The sequence below is a fragment of the Pseudomonas sp. 2 genome (genome assembly GCF_056627435.1).
The window spans coordinates 76036-91207 of record NZ_JBWXNG010000008.1 but is presented as its reverse complement, the minus strand read 5'-3'; the positions used below and the strand labels follow the sequence as shown (position 1 = coordinate 91207).

The following is a 15172-nucleotide window of genomic DNA, read 5'->3' as shown; positions in this document are numbered from 1 at the left end:
CGCCGAGCACCTCACTTCTATTCGGGCCCCTTGGCCCCAACTTAAGACAGGATTACTCATGTCCTTTGCTTCCCTCGGTCTCTCCGAGGCTTTAGTCAGCGCCATCGAGGCTGCTGGCTATACCCAGCCTACTCCGGTGCAACAGCGGGCCATTCCCGCCGTGTTGCAAGGCCGCGATCTGATGGTCGCCGCTCAGACAGGTACGGGTAAAACCGGTGGTTTCGCCCTCCCGATCCTGGAGCGGTTGTTCCCCAACGGTCACCCGGACAAATCCCAACGTCACGGCCCGCGCCAGCCGCGCGTACTGGTCCTGACCCCGACCCGCGAGCTTGCCGCGCAGGTCCACGACAGCTTCAAGATCTACGCCAAGAACCTCAAGTTCGTCAGCGCCTGCATTTTCGGCGGCGTGGGCATGAACCCGCAGGTGCAGGCCATGGCCCGCGGCGTCGACGTACTGGTCGCCTGCCCCGGCCGCCTGCTGGACCTGGCAGGCCAGGGCAGCGTCGATCTGTCCCACGTTGAAATCCTGGTGCTGGACGAAGCCGACCGCATGCTCGACATGGGCTTCGTGCACGACGTGAAGAAAGTCCTCGCGCGCCTGCCCGCCAAGCGCCAGAACCTGCTGTTCTCGGCCACATTCTCGGCGGACATCACCGCCCTGGCCAGCAAGCTGCTGCACGACCCGGAGCGCATCGAAGTCACGCCACCGAACACCACGGTCGAGCGCATCGAACAACGCGTCTTCCGCCTGCCAGCCAACCACAAGCGCTCGCTGCTGGCGCACCTGATCACTCAGGGCGCGTGGGAGCAGGTGCTGGTCTTCACCCGCACCAAGCACGGCGCCAACCGCCTGGCCGAGTACCTGGACAAACACGGCCTGAGCGCCGTCGCCATCCACGGCAACAAGAGCCAGAACGCCCGCACCAAGGCCCTGGCCGACTTCAAGGCCGGTACCGTGCGCATCATGGTTGCCACTGACATCGCCGCCCGCGGCCTGGACATCGACCAGTTGCCCCACGTGGTCAACTTTGAACTGCCCAACGTCGATGAAGACTACGTGCACCGCATCGGCCGTACCGGCCGCGCGGGGCGTACCGGCGAGGCGATCTCGCTGGTGGCGCCGGACGAAGAGAAGCTGCTCAAGAGCATCGAGCGCATGACCAGGCAGAAGATCCCGGACGGGGATCTGATGGGCTTCGACATCAATTCGGTAGAAGCCGAGAAGCCGGAAGTGCGCGAGCGCCCGGACGTGCGCAACCCGCGCGGTGGCCGTGGCCAGCGTGGCGAGGCTGCCAATGCCGGTGGCCGCAAGGACAAAGGCAAGGACAAGGGCAAAGAGAAGGACAAGGAAAAACCGGCCGCCGCTGCAGCCGCCACTGGCGAGGGCGAACAGCGCCCGGCACGCAACCAGCAGCGTCGCAACAAGCCGCGCCAGGGTACTGCCTCCAGCGAAGCCCGTGCGACCCAGCCGCCGGCACCGCGCGCCGATCGTGATCCGGAAGAGTTTCTGGACGACGATGTCGACAACTTCGGCAACCGCGCCGACTACGTCAGCCCTTATCAGGGCAAGAACCAGCAAGGCCGTGGCCGTCGCCCGGGTGCCGCAGCCAACGGCGCAGCGCCTGCACAGCGCGGTGGCCAGAGCCAGGGCCAGGGTCGCAACAACCCGCGTGGCGGCGCCTCGTCCGGCGGTGCGCGCAGCGGTGGTGGCGCTAGCACGGGTTCAGGCGAGAAACGTGGTGGTTCGCGCAGCGGCCAGGGCCGTCGTGACGACCAGCAGCGCAACCGTCGTCCGGCCCGTGACGACCAGTCGGCGCGTCAGGAGCCTGCAGTTCGCGGTCCTCGTGACGGCCAGCCCGGACCGAAGATCATGCACAAGGAGTCCAAGATCGATCGTTTCCCGTCTGCCGAAATGCTCGATCAACTGCCAAGCCGCCCGCGCGGCGAGAAGCCAGCCCTGCTGACCCGCAACCGCGACAGCTAAGCCCGGCTCAAATGAAAACGCCGCCCATTGGGCGGCGTTTTTGTTTTACAGGCCAGGCTTACTTGGCTTTGACGCCTTCGAACGAGATTTCGAAGTTGACGACGTCGGACGCTGGGCCCAGGTCCATCATCTTGCCGAAGTCCGAACGCTTGATCGACGTGGTGCCGTTGAAGCCAGCGCGGTAGCCGCCCCATGGGTCCTTGCCTTCGCCGTTGAAGGTGGCCTTGATGACGACTGGCTTGGTCACGCCGTGCAGGGTCAGGTCGCCTTCGACGTCAGCCGTGGTCTTGCCGTCGGCGTTCTTGCCCACGTTGGTGACCTTGGTTGAAACGAACTTGGCGTCAGGATAGGTAGCGACGTCCAGGAAGTCCTTGCTGCTGATGTGCTTGTTACGCTCGGCGTGGTTGGTGTCGACGCTGGCGGTCTTGATGTCGATGCTGATCTTGCTGTCTTCAGGCTTGGCAGCGTCGAAGCTGAAGTTACCGCTCCAGTCCTTGAAAGTACCGTGGATGAAGCTGTAGCCCAGGTGGCTGATGGTGAAGTCGATGAAGGCGTGCTGGCCTTCCTTGTCGATGGTGTAGTCAGCAGCCATTGCCTGACCTGCCGACAGCAGTGCCGAACCGATAGCCAGTGCAGCCAGAGTCTTTTTCAACATACGTCGTCTTCCTTATGTAGTCAGTTGAGGAGCATCAGGCCTTGCGGCCAAGCATACGAATGAGCGTTGCATCACGATCGATGAAGTGATGCTTCAGGGCGGCCAGGCCATGGAGTACAGCAAAGATCACCAGGGTCCAGGCCAGGTACAGGTGCACTTCGCCAGCAACGTCCGCCTGGTCGGGCAGTCCGCTGATCAGCGCAGGCACTTCAAACAGTCCGAACACCGGAATCCCGACACCTTCTGCGGTGGAAATCAGGTAACCGGCAAACATCACCAGGAACAGGTCCAGGTAAAGAAACGCATGCCCCAGCTTGGCCGCAACCCGCACGAACGGGCTGTGATTGGCCGGTGGCGGTGGCGGCGGGCTGACGAAACGCCAGACCACGCGGATCAGCATGAACAGAAACAGCGTGATGCCGATGCTCTTGTGCAGATCGGGACCTGCCTTGCGCCAGGTGTCGTAGTAGCCCAGGCCAACCATCCACAGCCCCAGCGCGAACAAGCCGAACACCGTCAGCGCCACACCCCAGTGCAGAACAATGCTGACCCAGCCATAGCGTGAAGAAGAGTTGCGTAACTGCATGGTAGAGATCCCGTAAAAGCAGCCTGTGAAGCTGCGAGAAAGACTAGCGGTTTATCTATCGAAAGAAAGCGCAAAATTTTGCTGTGAAATATCAGGAAATACGATGGATATTCCCTGATACATTTTTCCTCATGGTCGATTAACGGAGTGTTACGTGAGAGCACTCATGCACATCTTTGTGGGAGTGAGCTTGCTCACGAAACGGGCGCCATTGGCATTCGTGAGCAAGCTCACTCCCACAGGTCGTTGATCTGGCTTATCCATCAACACTCTAGACCCTGCGGTTATTCGCCAGACGAAAAAAAAGGCGCGGTCTGCAGACCGCGCCTTTCTCATTCAACCAACCTTGCGATCAGTTCTTGCTGTCAGCCGCCGGAGCCGCTGCCTTGTCGCTGGCCTTGGCCGGGGCTTTCTTGGTTGCCTCGGTCTTGGCTGGCGCCTTGTGGGTGGCGGCAGTTTTGGCGGGGGCCTTTTTCACAGGCTCCTTCTTGGCCGGTTCTTTCTTGGCGGCTTCGTGCTTGGCCGGCGCCTTTTTCGCAGGCTCCACGACCGCAGGCTTGGCCGGTTCGACCGGAGCAGGCGCTGGCGTCACCGGTGCAGGCGCCGGGGCTGGAGCAGGTGCCGGAGCAGGCTCTGGCGCTTTCTCGGCCGGTTTGGCTTCTGGCTTGGAGCCACCGAACATGTTCGAGAAGAAGCCGCCGATACCGCCGCTGCTTTCCTTCGGCGCTTCAGCAGGCTTCGGTGGTGGCGCCTTCACTGGCTCGAACGACTTGCCCGCCGCCAGATCCTGCACCTGGCTGGCCGCGCGCTGGCCGGTGCGCAGTGCGCCTTCCAGCGTGCCCGGGTACAGCGCGTCGGTGTGCTCACCGGCAAAGGCGATGCGCTGCAGCGGTTTTTCCCACAGGCGCCAGTATTTGCTGATCTGCCCCGGGCCGAACGCCAGATAGGCGCCGCCGGTGGACGGATCGACGCTGGAACGACGAATTTCATAACCGGTGAACGCACCACGGGCCTGCGGATAGAACGCGTGCAGACGGATCAGCACCTGATCGACCATCTGCTTGTCGCCGAAGGCCTGCATGATCCGCGCGTTGTCGCCGGACAGGTTGATCACCGCGTTGGCGCCACCTTTAAGGGCAGGCTCGATCCACAGCATGCCCAGGCCGGTGTTGCTGTAGATTTCACCGGACATCCGCGCCTTGCTGTCCCACACCGGCGTCTTGAACTTGAGCATGATCTGGTCATGCCAGCCGTAGTTGGTGCTCTTGATCGCGCCTTGATGCTGGGCATCGAGGGCCGGGGTCAGCTGGATCTTGCTCAGGGCGCGCAGCGGCACTGCCAGCACGACGTACTCGGCCTCGTAACCCACCGCGCCGACCTTGACGGTCACGCCGTCCTTGTCCTGGTTGATCGCCGACACCGGCGAGTTGGTCTTGATCACTTTCAGTTGTTTGACGAACTCTTCGGCCAGCACCGCACTGCCACCGGGCAGGCGCGCAGCACGACGATCCCGCTCGTCGACATTGCGATTGACCCGCGACTGCTGTGCGAAATACAGCAGCGACAGGCGCGAAGGTTCGTCATAACGAGTACGAATCTGCTGGTTGATCAGTTGGCGCGCGGTGGCCGGCAGGTTCAGGCGATCCAGCCAGGTGGCGACGTTGATCTGGTCCAGGGCGAACAGCGTGCTGTTGGCCGCCGGGTTTTCAGGGTCGGCAATCGACTTGGCCAGATCGTCCAGCGTGGTTTCGTAGCGCTTGATGGCTTCGGCGGTGGCCGGCTGTTTGGTGGCCAGATCGGCGGCGGTAAAGTACTCGCCTTCGATCAGGTAGCCCGGGGTACGCACGAATTCCGGCGCAGGCACGGGCTTGAGCTTGAAGCGATCCAGGTACTGGTTGAGCACCGGCTGCGCCTTGGCATTGCCGATCCACTCGCTGCCCGCCAGGCCCGAGCGCCCGCCAACGCTTGGCTTGGCCTCCAACAGGGTGACTTGCCAGCCTTTGTTCTGCAGCTCATAAGCGGCTGTCAGGCCCGCCAGACCGCCACCGACGACAATCGCCGTGTGCGGTTTTTCCACGGCCGACGCCTGCGCGCTGACCAGCCCAACCATTACCAGCGCACAGGCGCGCAGCCAACCAGAAAGCATCGAGCGAACTCCGGAATACACAGTGGGAATCGTCGGATTGAGTTGTCCGATTCTTCGAAGAGCGCGAAGGATACGCCAGCCGTGAAACGCCCGCCAGCACTGCGCGCAAGGCTGATTTCTGGCGCCTGCGGTGCGTTAAAAAATGCGCTAAAGGTTGTCCCTGCCGGACGCATTGCATAGGCTTGCGCGATTGTTTGCCCTCGCGCCATGCGAGTCGTCACCGGGAGATTAAAGATGGGCCTCAACGATCAGTGGATGCAACGCGACTTGAAAGTCCTGTGGCACCCCTGCACCCAGATGAAAGATCACGAAAACCTGCCGCTGATCCCGATCAAGCGCGGCGAGGGCGTGTGGCTCGAAGACTTCGAAGGCAAGCGCTATCTGGACGCGGTCAGTTCCTGGTGGGTCAACGTGTTCGGCCACGCCAACCCGCGCATCAACCAGCGCATCAAGGATCAGGTCGACCAGCTGGAGCACGTGATTCTGGCCGGTTTCAGCCACCAGCCGGTGATCGAGCTGTCGGAGCGCCTGGTGGCGATGACGCCCGAAGGCCTGACCCGGTGCTTCTACGCCGATAATGGCTCGTCCTGCATCGAAGTCGCGCTGAAAATGAGCTTTCACTACTGGCTCAACCGTGGCAAGCCGGCCAAGAAGCGCTTTGTCACGCTGACCAACAGCTACCACGGCGAAACTGTCGCCGCGATGTCGGTGGGCGATGTGCCGCTGTTCACCGAAACCTACAAGGCGCTGTTGATGGACACCATCAAGGTGCCGAGCCCCGACTGCTACCACCGCCCCGAAGGCGCGAGCTGGGAAGAGCACACCCGCACGATGTTCGCGGTGATGGAGCAGACCCTGGCCGAGCATCACGACACCATTGCCGCGGTGATCATCGAGCCGCTGATCCAGGGCGCAGGCGGCATGCGCATGTACGATCCGATCTACCTCAAGCTGCTGCGCGAGGCCTGCGATCGCTATGGCGTGCACCTGATCCACGATGAAATCGCCGTCGGTTTCGGCCGCACCGGCACCATGTTTGCCTGTGAGCAGGCTGGCATCCGACCGGATTTCCTGTGCCTGTCCAAGGCCCTGACTGGCGGCTACCTGCCGCTGGCGGCGTGCATCACCACCGATGACGTCTACGACGCGTTCTACGACGAATACCCGACCCTGCGCGCCTTCCTTCACTCCCACAGCTACACCGGCAACCCGCTGGCCTGTGCGGCGGCGCTGGCGACGCTGGACATCTTCGAGCAGGACAACGTCATCGAGAACAACAAGGCCCTGGCGCAGCGCATGAAGACCGCAACCGCGCACCTGGCCGACCACGCCCACGTCGCGGAAATCCGCCAGACCGGCATGGCCATCGCCATCGAGATGGTGCAGGACAAGGCCAGCAAGACCGCCTACCCATGGCAGGAACGACGCGGCCTGAAAGTCTTCGAACACGCCCTGACCCGCGGCGCCCTGCTGCGCCCGCTGGGCAGCGTGGTGTATTTCCTGCCGCCGTATGTGATCACCCCGGAGCAGATCGATTTCCTGGCCGAAGTGGCCAGCGAAGGCATCGACATCGCCACGCGCAGCAGCATCAGCGTGCCGGTGCGCGAGAATTTCCATCCGGATTTTCGTGATCCGGGTTAACGAACACTGATCGCCCCCTGTGGAAGCCGGCTTGCTGGCGAATGCTTCAGATCAGACACTGCATCAGTGACTGACACACCGCATTCGCCAGCAAGCCGGCTCCCACAGAAAGCTGTATGGCACTTGATGAATCCACAGAGAAACAACCATGAGACTGTCCCGCTTTTTCATCGACACGCCCCTGAGCCTCGGTGAGCACGAACTGCCCGAAGCCCAGGCACACTACATCGGCCGGGTGCTGCGCATGGCGGTGGGCGATGCGGTGCAACTGTTCGACGGCTCAGGCCTGGAATTTCGCGCAACGCTGAGTGAAGTCGGCAAGAAACAGGTGCGCGTGCAGGTGTCCGAAAGCTTTGCCGGCCTTGCCGAATCGCCGTTGCAGATCCACCTGGGCCAGGGCCTGTCCCGCGGCGAGCGCATGGACTGGGCGATTCAGAAGGCGACCGAACTGGGCGTCACCCAGATCACCCCCATCGTCAGCGAGCGCTGCGAAGTGCGGCTCAAGGATGAGCGCGCAGAGAAGCGCCAGGCCCATTGGCAGCAGATCGCGATCAGCGCCTGCGAGCAATGCGGTCGTTCGGTGGTGCCGGTGGTCAATCCGCCTGTGACGCTGGCCGACTGGCTCAAGCACACCGAGGCCGACCTGAAACTGGTGCTGCACCCGGTGGCCGAGCCGCTGGTCAGCCATGCCAAACCGGCAACACTGGCGTTCCTGATCGGCCCGGAAGGCGGCTTGAACGATGCGGAAGTGGATCAGGCGCAAAACGCCGGATTTCACGCCGCGCGTCTGGGCCCTCGCGTACTGCGCACCGAAACCGCCCCGGTCGTGGCCCTGAGCGTGGCGCAGCAGTTGTGGGGGGATTTTTAGCTATCAGCTACCTCGCAAACCCCAACCTGTAGGAGCGAATTCATTCGCGAATGGCCTGTCACCCGCCACATATCTATCGCCTGGCAAATTCTTCGCGAATGAATTCGCTCCTACAGGGTTCAGCGTCATTCAAGTTTCAAAGGACATACCGCGTAATCGCGACGAAATGCAGCAAACTCCCGGCAATCACGAATAAATGCCAGATCCCGTGCCAATGCCGGAATCGCTTGTCGTAGGCAAAAAAGATGATGCCCACGGTGTACAACACCCCGCCCAGCGCCAGCCAGGTGAAACCTGCGGTGCCCAGCGCCTTGATCAGCGGCTTGACCGCCACCAGCACAATCCAGCCCATCACCGCGTAGATCACGATCGACATCACCCGCGCTTCCGAACGCGGCTTGATCTCCTGCAACATGCCGATCACCGCCAGCCCCCAGACGATGCCGAACAGCGTCCAGCCCCACGGGCCGCGCAAGGTCACCAGGCAGAACGGCGTGTAACTGCCGGCAATCAGCAGGTAAATCGACAGGTGGTCGACCTTCTGCATGATCACCTTCGCCCGCCCGCGCACGCTGTGATACACCGTCGAGGCGCTGTACAACAGAACCAGCGCCACGCCATACACCGCGACACTGACAATCTTCCACGCATCACCGGCGATGCTGGCGATCACCAGCAACCAGACCGCACCAATGGACGCCAGCACCGCACCGACCAGGTGGGTCCAGGCGTTGAATTTCTCTCCGTAATACATCCGTAACGGACCTCTCTGTGCTACTTCAGACGGTTCAAGGCTCCAGCTTATGACGCCAAAGTGCAACGCATGTGTCAGTTCAAATGAGAATTTAATGCAACCCCACGCCCGCGACTTAGGCACAATCGGGCCCATGAACAACAAGAATTCGCAGCGGAAGGCCCCATGCAGATCGACGAAGAGCTGACGTTAAAGAAGCTGGAAATCTTCCTGGCCTTCATGCGCACCGGCAATCTGGCCCGCGCGGCGTCGGAACTTGCGACCAGCACCGTCAGCGTGCACCGGGCGATTCATTCACTGGAAAGCGCCCTGCGCTGCCCGCTGTTCAAGCACGAAGGACGCAACCTCACGCCGCTCGAAAGTGCTTACGTGCTGGAGGAGCGGGCGCAGAAGATCATTCAGGAAGTGCTTGCCACCGTCGAGCAGACCCGCGAAGCGGCAGGGTTTTCCGCCGCGCGCTTCAAGCTTGGCGCGCTGTATTCGCTGACCGTCAAGACCGTGCCGCAACTGATCATGGGCCTGAAAATTCGCCGCAGCGAACTCAACATCGACCTGATCCTGGGCTCGAACATCGACCTGTTCTACAAGCTGAAGAACATGGAAGTCGATGCGATTCTGGTCTCGCTCAACGAGAGCGTGAACGACCCGGACTGCGAGCAGGTGCCGCTGTTTTCCGACGACATCTTCCTCGCCACCCCGGCCGACTCGCCGTTTGCGCAGCAGAGCGAAGTGGATCTGTCCGACCTGCGCGAGGCCACCTTCATCACCCTGACCCAGGGCTTTGCCACCCACCGCGACGGCATGCGGGTGTTCCAGCAGGCGGGCTTCGAGCCGAAAGTCGCCATGCAGGTCAACGACATCTTCACGCTGCTGAGCATGGTCAGCTCCGGCGTCGGCTACGCCCTGCTCCCCGGGCGCATCGCCGCCGTCTACGAAAACCGCGTCCGCCTGATCCCGCTGCAAACCCGCTACCACATGCAGCAACACATCGGCCTGGTCTTCCTCAAAGCCCGCGAACGCGACCCGAACCTGCTGGCATTGCTGGCGGAGTGCCGGATGTATTCGAATCGGTTGGCGGAGGGCTGAGCTCGGATTCGCCCTGATCCTGTGTAGGAGCGAATTCATTCGCGAAGATCGGTCAGGCGACACAACTCTGAAGGCTGCACCGGCGCATTCGCGAATAAATTCGCTCCTACAGGTTCGGTATGTATCCGCCGACTCTCTGGAAAACCCGCAACCCCCCACACCCCGACGAATGCTGTGGCTTCGCCTGAGTGTGGGTGGCCACGAACCCTTTAACGCACGTTCTTGTCCAGCGTGCGCAGCTTCTCTGGCAGCGCCCACAGCAACAGGCCAGCGGCGATGACGCTGGTCACGCCGATCACGTACAGCGCAGGCGTGGTGCTGCCGGTGATGTCCTTGATATGGCCGACCATGACCGGGCTGACGATGCCGCCGAACTGGCCCAGGGTGTTGATCAGGGCAATACCGCCCGCGGCACCGGCGCCAGCACCGGCCAGCAGTTTCGGTGGCAGGGTCCAGAAGGCCGGGATCGAGGCAACGATGCCTCCGCCGAGCATGGCCAAAGACAGAATCAGCATGCTGGTGTGCTGGGCGAAGATGCCCGCACAGAAGAAGCCGATGGCGCCGAGCACGACCAGGCCGCAGACGTATTTGCGACGTTCGCCGCTGGCGTCGGACAACCGGCCAATGACCACCATGCTGATGGCGCCGCAGATGTACGGGATGGCGGTCAGCAGGCCGATGATGACCGGGCTTTCGACGCCGGCGCTGCGAATCAGCTGTGGCGCCCAGAAATTCAGGCCGTAGGACGCCACCTGAATCAGGAAGTAGATCAGCCCGAGCATCAGGAACCCCGGCATTTTCAGGGCGGTCAGCAGCGAGCCGTGCTTGTTCGGCTCATGCTGGGCGATGCGGCTGGACAGGTAGGTTTTCTCGGACTCGGTCAGCCAGTGCGCGTCGCTGATGCGATCCTTGAGCAGGGTCAGCACGGCGAAACCCAGTGCGATGCAAGGCAGCCCACCGAGCAGAAACAGCCAGTGCCATCCGCGCATTTGCATCACGCCATCCATACCACCCAGGACAAGGCCTGAAATCGGCGCGCCCAGCAAGCCAGCAAAAGCAGAAGCCAGGAACAGCGTCGAGGTGATGCGGCCACGGTAGGTCTGCGGGAACCAGAGCGTCAGATAAAACAGCACGCCCGGTGCGAAACCGGCTTCCATCGCGCCGATGATGAAACGCAGCACGTAGAACTGCCATTCAGCGTTGACGAACACCATCAGGGCCGTCGCCACGCCCCAGGAGATCATGATGCGGGCGATCCAGCGGCGTGCGCCGACCTTGTAGAGCATGATGTTGCTCGGCACTTCGAACAGCACGTAGCCGATCACGAACAGGCTGGCGCCCAAGCCGTAGGCGGTGTCGCTCAGGCTCAGGTCGGCCTGCAGCTGAAATTTGGCGAAACTGATGTTGATGCGGTCGAAGAAGGCGAACAGGTAGCAGATCATGATCAACGGCATCAGGCGCCACGCGACCTTGCGGATCAAGGCCTTTTCGGCACTTACAACCTCGGCCAGGGTGCTGTTCGGGTTCAGAACAGAGATAGACATAGGGTTACTCCAGTTGGACTTCCCAGGGGGAGCCCGATTGTTTTTGTTGTCTGGACGAACAGGCTCGGGGCCCGCTCGTTCGGTGTAGAACTCGTTGATTACATCCATTTCCCGTAGCAGCACGGCTTGCCGGCGGGGCGGTGGGTCAGCAAAAGATGCATCGCCTGACACGACGCTCCCGCCGGCAAGCCGTGCTGCTACGAGGTATCTCTCTCACCCCGGCAGATCGGCTGGCGCCGGGTGCAAATCGCAATTGCGCCCCGCCTTGGCCACCTGCCCCGGCATTTCATGACCCAACAGCGCGGGCAGGCGCCGGGACATCTTCAAGAGATGCGGCAGGTCGATACCGGTCTCGATGCCCATTTCCTCGCACATGTTCACCAGGTCCTCGGTGCAGATATTTCCCGAGGCGCCGGGTGCGAACGGGCAGCCGCCCAGGCCGCCCAGCGACGCATCGAAACGCCGCGCGCCGGCTTCATAGGCCGCCAATACGTTGCTCAGGCCCAGGCCGCGGGTGTTGTGGAAGTGCAGGGTCAGCTTCGACGCCGGCAGGCGGGTGAGCACCCGCTGCACCAGGCGATAGACCTGACGCGGGTTGGCCATGCCGGTGGTGTCGGCCAGGGAAATGCCCTGCATGCCCAGTTCCAGATAGGCATCGACGATCTGCAACACGCGGTCTTCATCGATCTTGCCTTCGAACGGGCAACCGAAAGTCGTCGCGATGGAGCCGTTGAGGCTGACGGACGACCCGGCGGCAAACGACACCACATCGGCGAACGCCGCCAGCGACTGCTCGCAGCGCATGCGCATGTTCGCCAGGTTGTGGGTCTGGCTGGCAGACATCACCAGATTCAGCTCGTCGGCACCGGCGTCGATGGCCCGCTGCGCGCCGCGCAGGTTGGGGATCAGCGCCACGTAGATCACGTCCGGATGGCGTTCGATGCCACGAAACACTTCGTCGCCATCGCGCAGCGCCGGGATGGCCTTGGGCGAAACAAAAGAACCGGCCTCGATGCGGCTGAAACCGGCCTGAGAAAGCTCATTGATCAGCGCGATCTTGTCAGCGGTCTCGACCCATGTCGGCTCGATCTGCAAGCCGTCGCGGGGCGACACTTCCTGAACGATCAGGCGTTCGGAGAAATCGGTAATCATTGCACCACCCCCTGGGATTTGAGTTGCGCGATATCGGCGTCGGTCATGCCCAGGTCATTGAGCACGCTGTCGGTGTGCTGGCCCAGTGCCGGGCCCTGCCAGTTCACCGAGCCCGGGGTTTCCGACAGCTTGGGCACGATGCCTGGCATCTTGACGCTGGCGCCGCCCGGCAGCTGCGCGTCGAGGATCATCTCGCGGGCCTGATAATGCGGGTCGGCGACGATATCGGCGACGTTGTAGATGCGCCCGGATGGCACTTCGGCGGCCTCCAGCACCTGCAGCACTTCGTCGATCGGCAGGCTGGACGACCAGGCGCTGATCGCGGCATCGAGCATGTCGCTCTGCGCGGCGCGGCCATCGTTCTGGGCGAATTCGGGCGCTTCGGCCAGGTCCGGCCGGCCGATGGCGTGCATCAGGCGCTTGAAGATCGGGTCGCTGTTGCCGGCGATCACCACATACGCGCCTTCGGCGGTCGGATAGGTGTTGGACGGCGCGATCCCTGGCAGGGCGCCACCGGTGCGCTCACGCACATGGCCGAGCATGTCGTACTCGGGCACCAGGCTTTCCATGAGGTTGAACACGCTTTCGACCAGCGACACGTCGACGATCTGCCCGTCGCCCTGGCCGGTTTTCACCCGCAGCAGCGACATCAGCGCGCCCATGACTGCGTGCATGGAAGCCAGCGAGTCGCCCAGGCTCACGCCTACACGAGCCGGCGGCGAGCCGGGCGTGCCGGTGGTGTAACGGATGCCGCCCATGGCCTCGCCGATGGCGCCGAAACCGGGACGATCGCGGTAAGGGCCGGACTGGCCGTAGCCGGAAATACGCACCAGCGTCAGTTTCGGGTTCAGGGCGTGCAGGACATCCCAGCCCAGGCCGAGCTTTTCCAGCGCACCGGGGCGCAGGTTTTCGATCAATACGTCGGCGCTTTCAGCCAGGCGCTTGACGATGGCGATGCCTTCGGCGGATTTGAGATTCAGCGAGAGGGATTTCTTGTTACGCGACTGCAGGTACCACCACAGCGAAGTGCCTTCATGCAGCTTTCGCCATTTACGAAGAGGATCGCCCTGCCCCATCGATTCGATCTTGATCACCTCGGCGCCGAACTCGCCCATCAGGCGGGCAGCGAAGGGTGCGGCGATCAGTGTGCCGATTTCAATCACGCGCACACCGTTCAGGGGGCCTGTCATAGCGGATACCTCAAGTGTTTCTTGGAATTTGATCCAAGCCTAGAGGACCCGCAGGGGGCAAATCCAACCGTTTGTTGGCAAGGGCCGTTCGCGAAACGCGAACGCTATTGCAGCTGAAGCTGCAAGTGTTCGAACAGCAAGGTGCTCACCGGCGACAGCGCGTCCTTGTCCCGCACCACCAGGATCAGCGTGCGGCTGGCCCAGGAATCGCTCAGGGCCACGGCCGTCAGCCCCAACGGCACGCCGAGCAGTTCGAAGGCCTTGCGTGGCAACACGCCGATGCCCATGTTGGCCTGAACCATCCGGCACATGGCGTCGAAGCCAGGCACGTGGATGCGCACCCGCAGCGGCCTGCCGTGAGACCGGGCGGCGGTGTGGGTGCGCATGTTGATGGAGCTGGCCGCGTGCAGGCCGATGTAGTCGCTGCCCAGCGTGTCTTCGAACGCCACCTGTTTCACGCCGGCCAGCGGATGATCAGGACGCATCACCACGACCAGTTGGTCCCGCCGGTACGGCACGCTGTGCAAGCCTTGCACATCGGTGTCTTCGGAGCAGATACCGATGTCGGCCACGCCGTCGATCAGGCCCTGAACCACGCCAGTGCTGGGCCGCTCTTCGAGGTCGACCTTGACCCGCTCGTGGTGGGTGGTGAAGTCGTGCAAGTCTTCGGGCAGGAACTGGATGATCGCCGAGAGGTTGGCCAGCATGCGCACGTAGCCGCGCATGCCCTGCAGGTGCTCGTCGAGTTCGAGGCCCATTTTTTCCAGGTCCGAGAGCATGCGCCGGGCATGATGCAGCAGCGTCTCGCCGGCTGCCGTCAGCGTCATGCCCTTGGCGTTGCGCAGGAACAGGCCGATACCCAACACCTCTTCCAGCTCCATCAGGCGCTTGCTCGCCGCCGATACCGCGATGGCTTCGCGGGCTGCCGCGCGGGTGAGCGTGCCTTCCTCATACACCGCCACGAAGAGCTTGAGGGTGATCAGATCAAGGCGGCGGATGAGGTTTTTGTGCAGCATGCAGGCACTCTCGTTAACGAAGCGGGCTGACGGCGCGGGGCCAAGAATACACGCAAACCACCGAGTGAACCCCGGCAGGCAGGATTGTCTGAATATTCAGGCGTGACAGCCCCTCCCCGATCACGCTGCCTTCGAGTAACGTATAGGCATCTGCGACGGGGCCTCGCCGTTTTGATCAGGCGACATGCCCCGCAAACCGCAATACGAGAGAAGCCGACCGTGCATAAAGTCCGATTGATCAAAAACGTCTGGACCCACCAGACCCCCGAGATCTCTTCCGAGTGGTCCAAGCTGCTGTTCGAAGCCGAGCTGCCGTTCGTGCCGTTTCCGGGCCTGAACATTCGCCTGCCCGATCAGAGCGCCTGGCGCATTCGCGACGTGGAGTGGAACGTCGAGGAAGCCACCTTCCGCTGCTACATCGAGGACCAGTTCATGAACCTGCTGGTCGATGTCGACGATTCCTACGAGGACTGGCTCGAAACCCTGCAGGCCGACGGCTGGACCCTCAGCGGACGCTACACCAACGAGCACAACAAGACCTGATACCCCT

At 62.5% G+C, this 15172-nt stretch carries 13 protein-coding genes; 5 read left to right on the top strand and 8 right to left on the bottom strand.

Going from position 1 to position 15172, the window contains the following annotated elements; all coding sequences use genetic code 11:
• Positions 1 to 58: 58 nt before the first annotated feature.
• The gene (rhlE2, locus tag AC1MEK_RS15230; protein WP_480397118.1) at positions 59 to 1984 is read left to right on the top strand and encodes an RNA helicase RhlE2; all 1926 of its coding nucleotides are present in this window, start codon (positions 59 to 61) and stop codon (positions 1982 to 1984) included.
• 58 nt (positions 1985 to 2042) lie between these two features.
• Here the strand turns inward: rhlE2 and AC1MEK_RS15225 are convergent, their stop codons facing one another.
• The 3 genes from AC1MEK_RS15225 to AC1MEK_RS15215 form a co-directional block, all read right to left on the bottom strand.
• Entirely contained in the window at positions 2043 to 2639 is a 597-nt protein-coding gene (locus tag AC1MEK_RS15225; protein WP_400608685.1) for a YceI family protein, read from the bottom strand.
• Between the two features lie 34 nt (positions 2640 to 2673).
• On the bottom strand, positions 2674 to 3225 hold the full coding sequence (locus AC1MEK_RS15220; RefSeq protein WP_480397117.1) for a cytochrome b: 552 nt from the start codon (positions 3223 to 3225) through the stop codon (positions 2674 to 2676).
• 352 nt (positions 3226 to 3577) lie between these two features.
• The gene (locus tag AC1MEK_RS15215; protein WP_480397116.1) at positions 3578 to 5371 is read right to left on the bottom strand and encodes a flavin monoamine oxidase family protein; all 1794 of its coding nucleotides are present in this window, start codon (positions 5369 to 5371) and stop codon (positions 3578 to 3580) included.
• Positions 5372 to 5605: 234 nt separating this feature from the next.
• On the opposite strand from AC1MEK_RS15215, the gene AC1MEK_RS15210 reads away from it, so the two are divergent.
• Complete coding sequence (locus AC1MEK_RS15210) at positions 5606 to 7012, top strand: adenosylmethionine--8-amino-7-oxononanoate transaminase (protein ID WP_480397115.1); 1407 nt, start codon at positions 5606 to 5608, stop codon at positions 7010 to 7012.
• 148 nt (positions 7013 to 7160) lie between these two features.
• A complete protein-coding gene (locus AC1MEK_RS15205) occupies positions 7161 to 7880 on the top strand; it encodes a 16S rRNA (uracil(1498)-N(3))-methyltransferase (protein WP_480397114.1) in 720 nt (239 codons plus the stop codon).
• Between the two features lie 136 nt (positions 7881 to 8016).
• Here the strand turns inward: AC1MEK_RS15205 and trhA are convergent, their stop codons facing one another.
• Positions 8017 to 8634, bottom strand: coding sequence for a PAQR family membrane homeostasis protein TrhA (gene trhA, locus AC1MEK_RS15200; RefSeq protein WP_480397113.1), 618 nt, complete (start codon positions 8632 to 8634; stop codon positions 8017 to 8019).
• A gap of 165 nt (positions 8635 to 8799) precedes the next feature.
• Here trhA and AC1MEK_RS15195 point away from each other — a divergent pair, with 165 nt between their 5' ends.
• Complete coding sequence (locus AC1MEK_RS15195) at positions 8800 to 9720, top strand: LysR family transcriptional regulator (RefSeq protein WP_480397112.1); 921 nt, start codon at positions 8800 to 8802, stop codon at positions 9718 to 9720.
• A gap of 209 nt (positions 9721 to 9929) precedes the next feature.
• On the opposite strand, the gene AC1MEK_RS15190 is transcribed toward AC1MEK_RS15195, so the two are convergent.
• From AC1MEK_RS15190 to AC1MEK_RS15175, 4 genes are all read right to left on the bottom strand, one after another.
• Positions 9930 to 11264, bottom strand: coding sequence for an MFS transporter (locus AC1MEK_RS15190; RefSeq protein WP_480397111.1), 1335 nt, complete (start codon positions 11262 to 11264; stop codon positions 9930 to 9932).
• Between the two features lie 213 nt (positions 11265 to 11477).
• Positions 11478 to 12416: a hydroxymethylglutaryl-CoA lyase gene (locus tag AC1MEK_RS15185; protein ID WP_480397110.1), complete on the bottom strand. Its 939-nt coding sequence runs from the start codon at positions 12414 to 12416 to the stop codon at positions 11478 to 11480.
• On the bottom strand, positions 12413 to 13606 hold the full coding sequence (locus AC1MEK_RS15180) for a CaiB/BaiF CoA transferase family protein (RefSeq protein WP_480397109.1): 1194 nt from the start codon (positions 13604 to 13606) through the stop codon (positions 12413 to 12415). The genes AC1MEK_RS15185 and AC1MEK_RS15180 overlap by 4 nt, the downstream gene beginning before the upstream one ends.
• A 104-nt stretch (positions 13607 to 13710) precedes the next feature.
• The gene (locus AC1MEK_RS15175) at positions 13711 to 14622 is read right to left on the bottom strand and encodes a LysR family transcriptional regulator (protein WP_480397108.1); all 912 of its coding nucleotides are present in this window, start codon (positions 14620 to 14622) and stop codon (positions 13711 to 13713) included.
• Positions 14623 to 14841: 219 nt separating this feature from the next.
• Here AC1MEK_RS15175 and AC1MEK_RS15170 point away from each other — a divergent pair, with 219 nt between their 5' ends.
• A complete protein-coding gene (locus AC1MEK_RS15170) occupies positions 14842 to 15165 on the top strand; it encodes a hypothetical protein (RefSeq protein WP_480397107.1) in 324 nt (107 codons plus the stop codon).
• The last annotated feature ends 7 nt before the right edge of the window (positions 15166 to 15172 follow it).

Coding starts and splice junctions, on each gene's coding strand:
- AC1MEK_RS15175 (WP_480397108.1), bottom strand. CDS start 14,622: ATGCTGCACAAAAACCTCATCCGCCGCCTTGATCTGATCACCCTCAAG.
- AC1MEK_RS15220 (WP_480397117.1), bottom strand. CDS start 3,225: ATGCAGTTACGCAACTCTTCTTCACGCTATGGCTGGGTCAGCATTGTT.
- AC1MEK_RS15210 (WP_480397115.1), top strand. CDS start 5,606: ATGGGCCTCAACGATCAGTGGATGCAACGCGACTTGAAAGTCCTGTGG.
- AC1MEK_RS15185 (WP_480397110.1), bottom strand. CDS start 12,416: ATGATTACCGATTTCTCCGAACGCCTGATCGTTCAGGAAGTGTCGCCC.
- AC1MEK_RS15190 (WP_480397111.1), bottom strand. CDS start 11,264: ATGTCTATCTCTGTTCTGAACCCGAACAGCACCCTGGCCGAGGTTGTA.
- trhA (WP_480397113.1), bottom strand. CDS start 8,634: ATGTATTACGGAGAGAAATTCAACGCCTGGACCCACCTGGTCGGTGCG.
- AC1MEK_RS15215 (WP_480397116.1), bottom strand. CDS start 5,371: ATGCTTTCTGGTTGGCTGCGCGCCTGTGCGCTGGTAATGGTTGGGCTG.
- AC1MEK_RS15180 (WP_480397109.1), bottom strand. CDS start 13,606: ATGACAGGCCCCCTGAACGGTGTGCGCGTGATTGAAATCGGCACACTG.
- rhlE2 (WP_480397118.1), top strand. CDS start 59: ATGTCCTTTGCTTCCCTCGGTCTCTCCGAGGCTTTAGTCAGCGCCATC.
- AC1MEK_RS15205 (WP_480397114.1), top strand. CDS start 7,161: ATGAGACTGTCCCGCTTTTTCATCGACACGCCCCTGAGCCTCGGTGAG.
- AC1MEK_RS15225 (WP_400608685.1), bottom strand. CDS start 2,639: ATGTTGAAAAAGACTCTGGCTGCACTGGCTATCGGTTCGGCACTGCTG.
- AC1MEK_RS15195 (WP_480397112.1), top strand. CDS start 8,800: ATGCAGATCGACGAAGAGCTGACGTTAAAGAAGCTGGAAATCTTCCTG.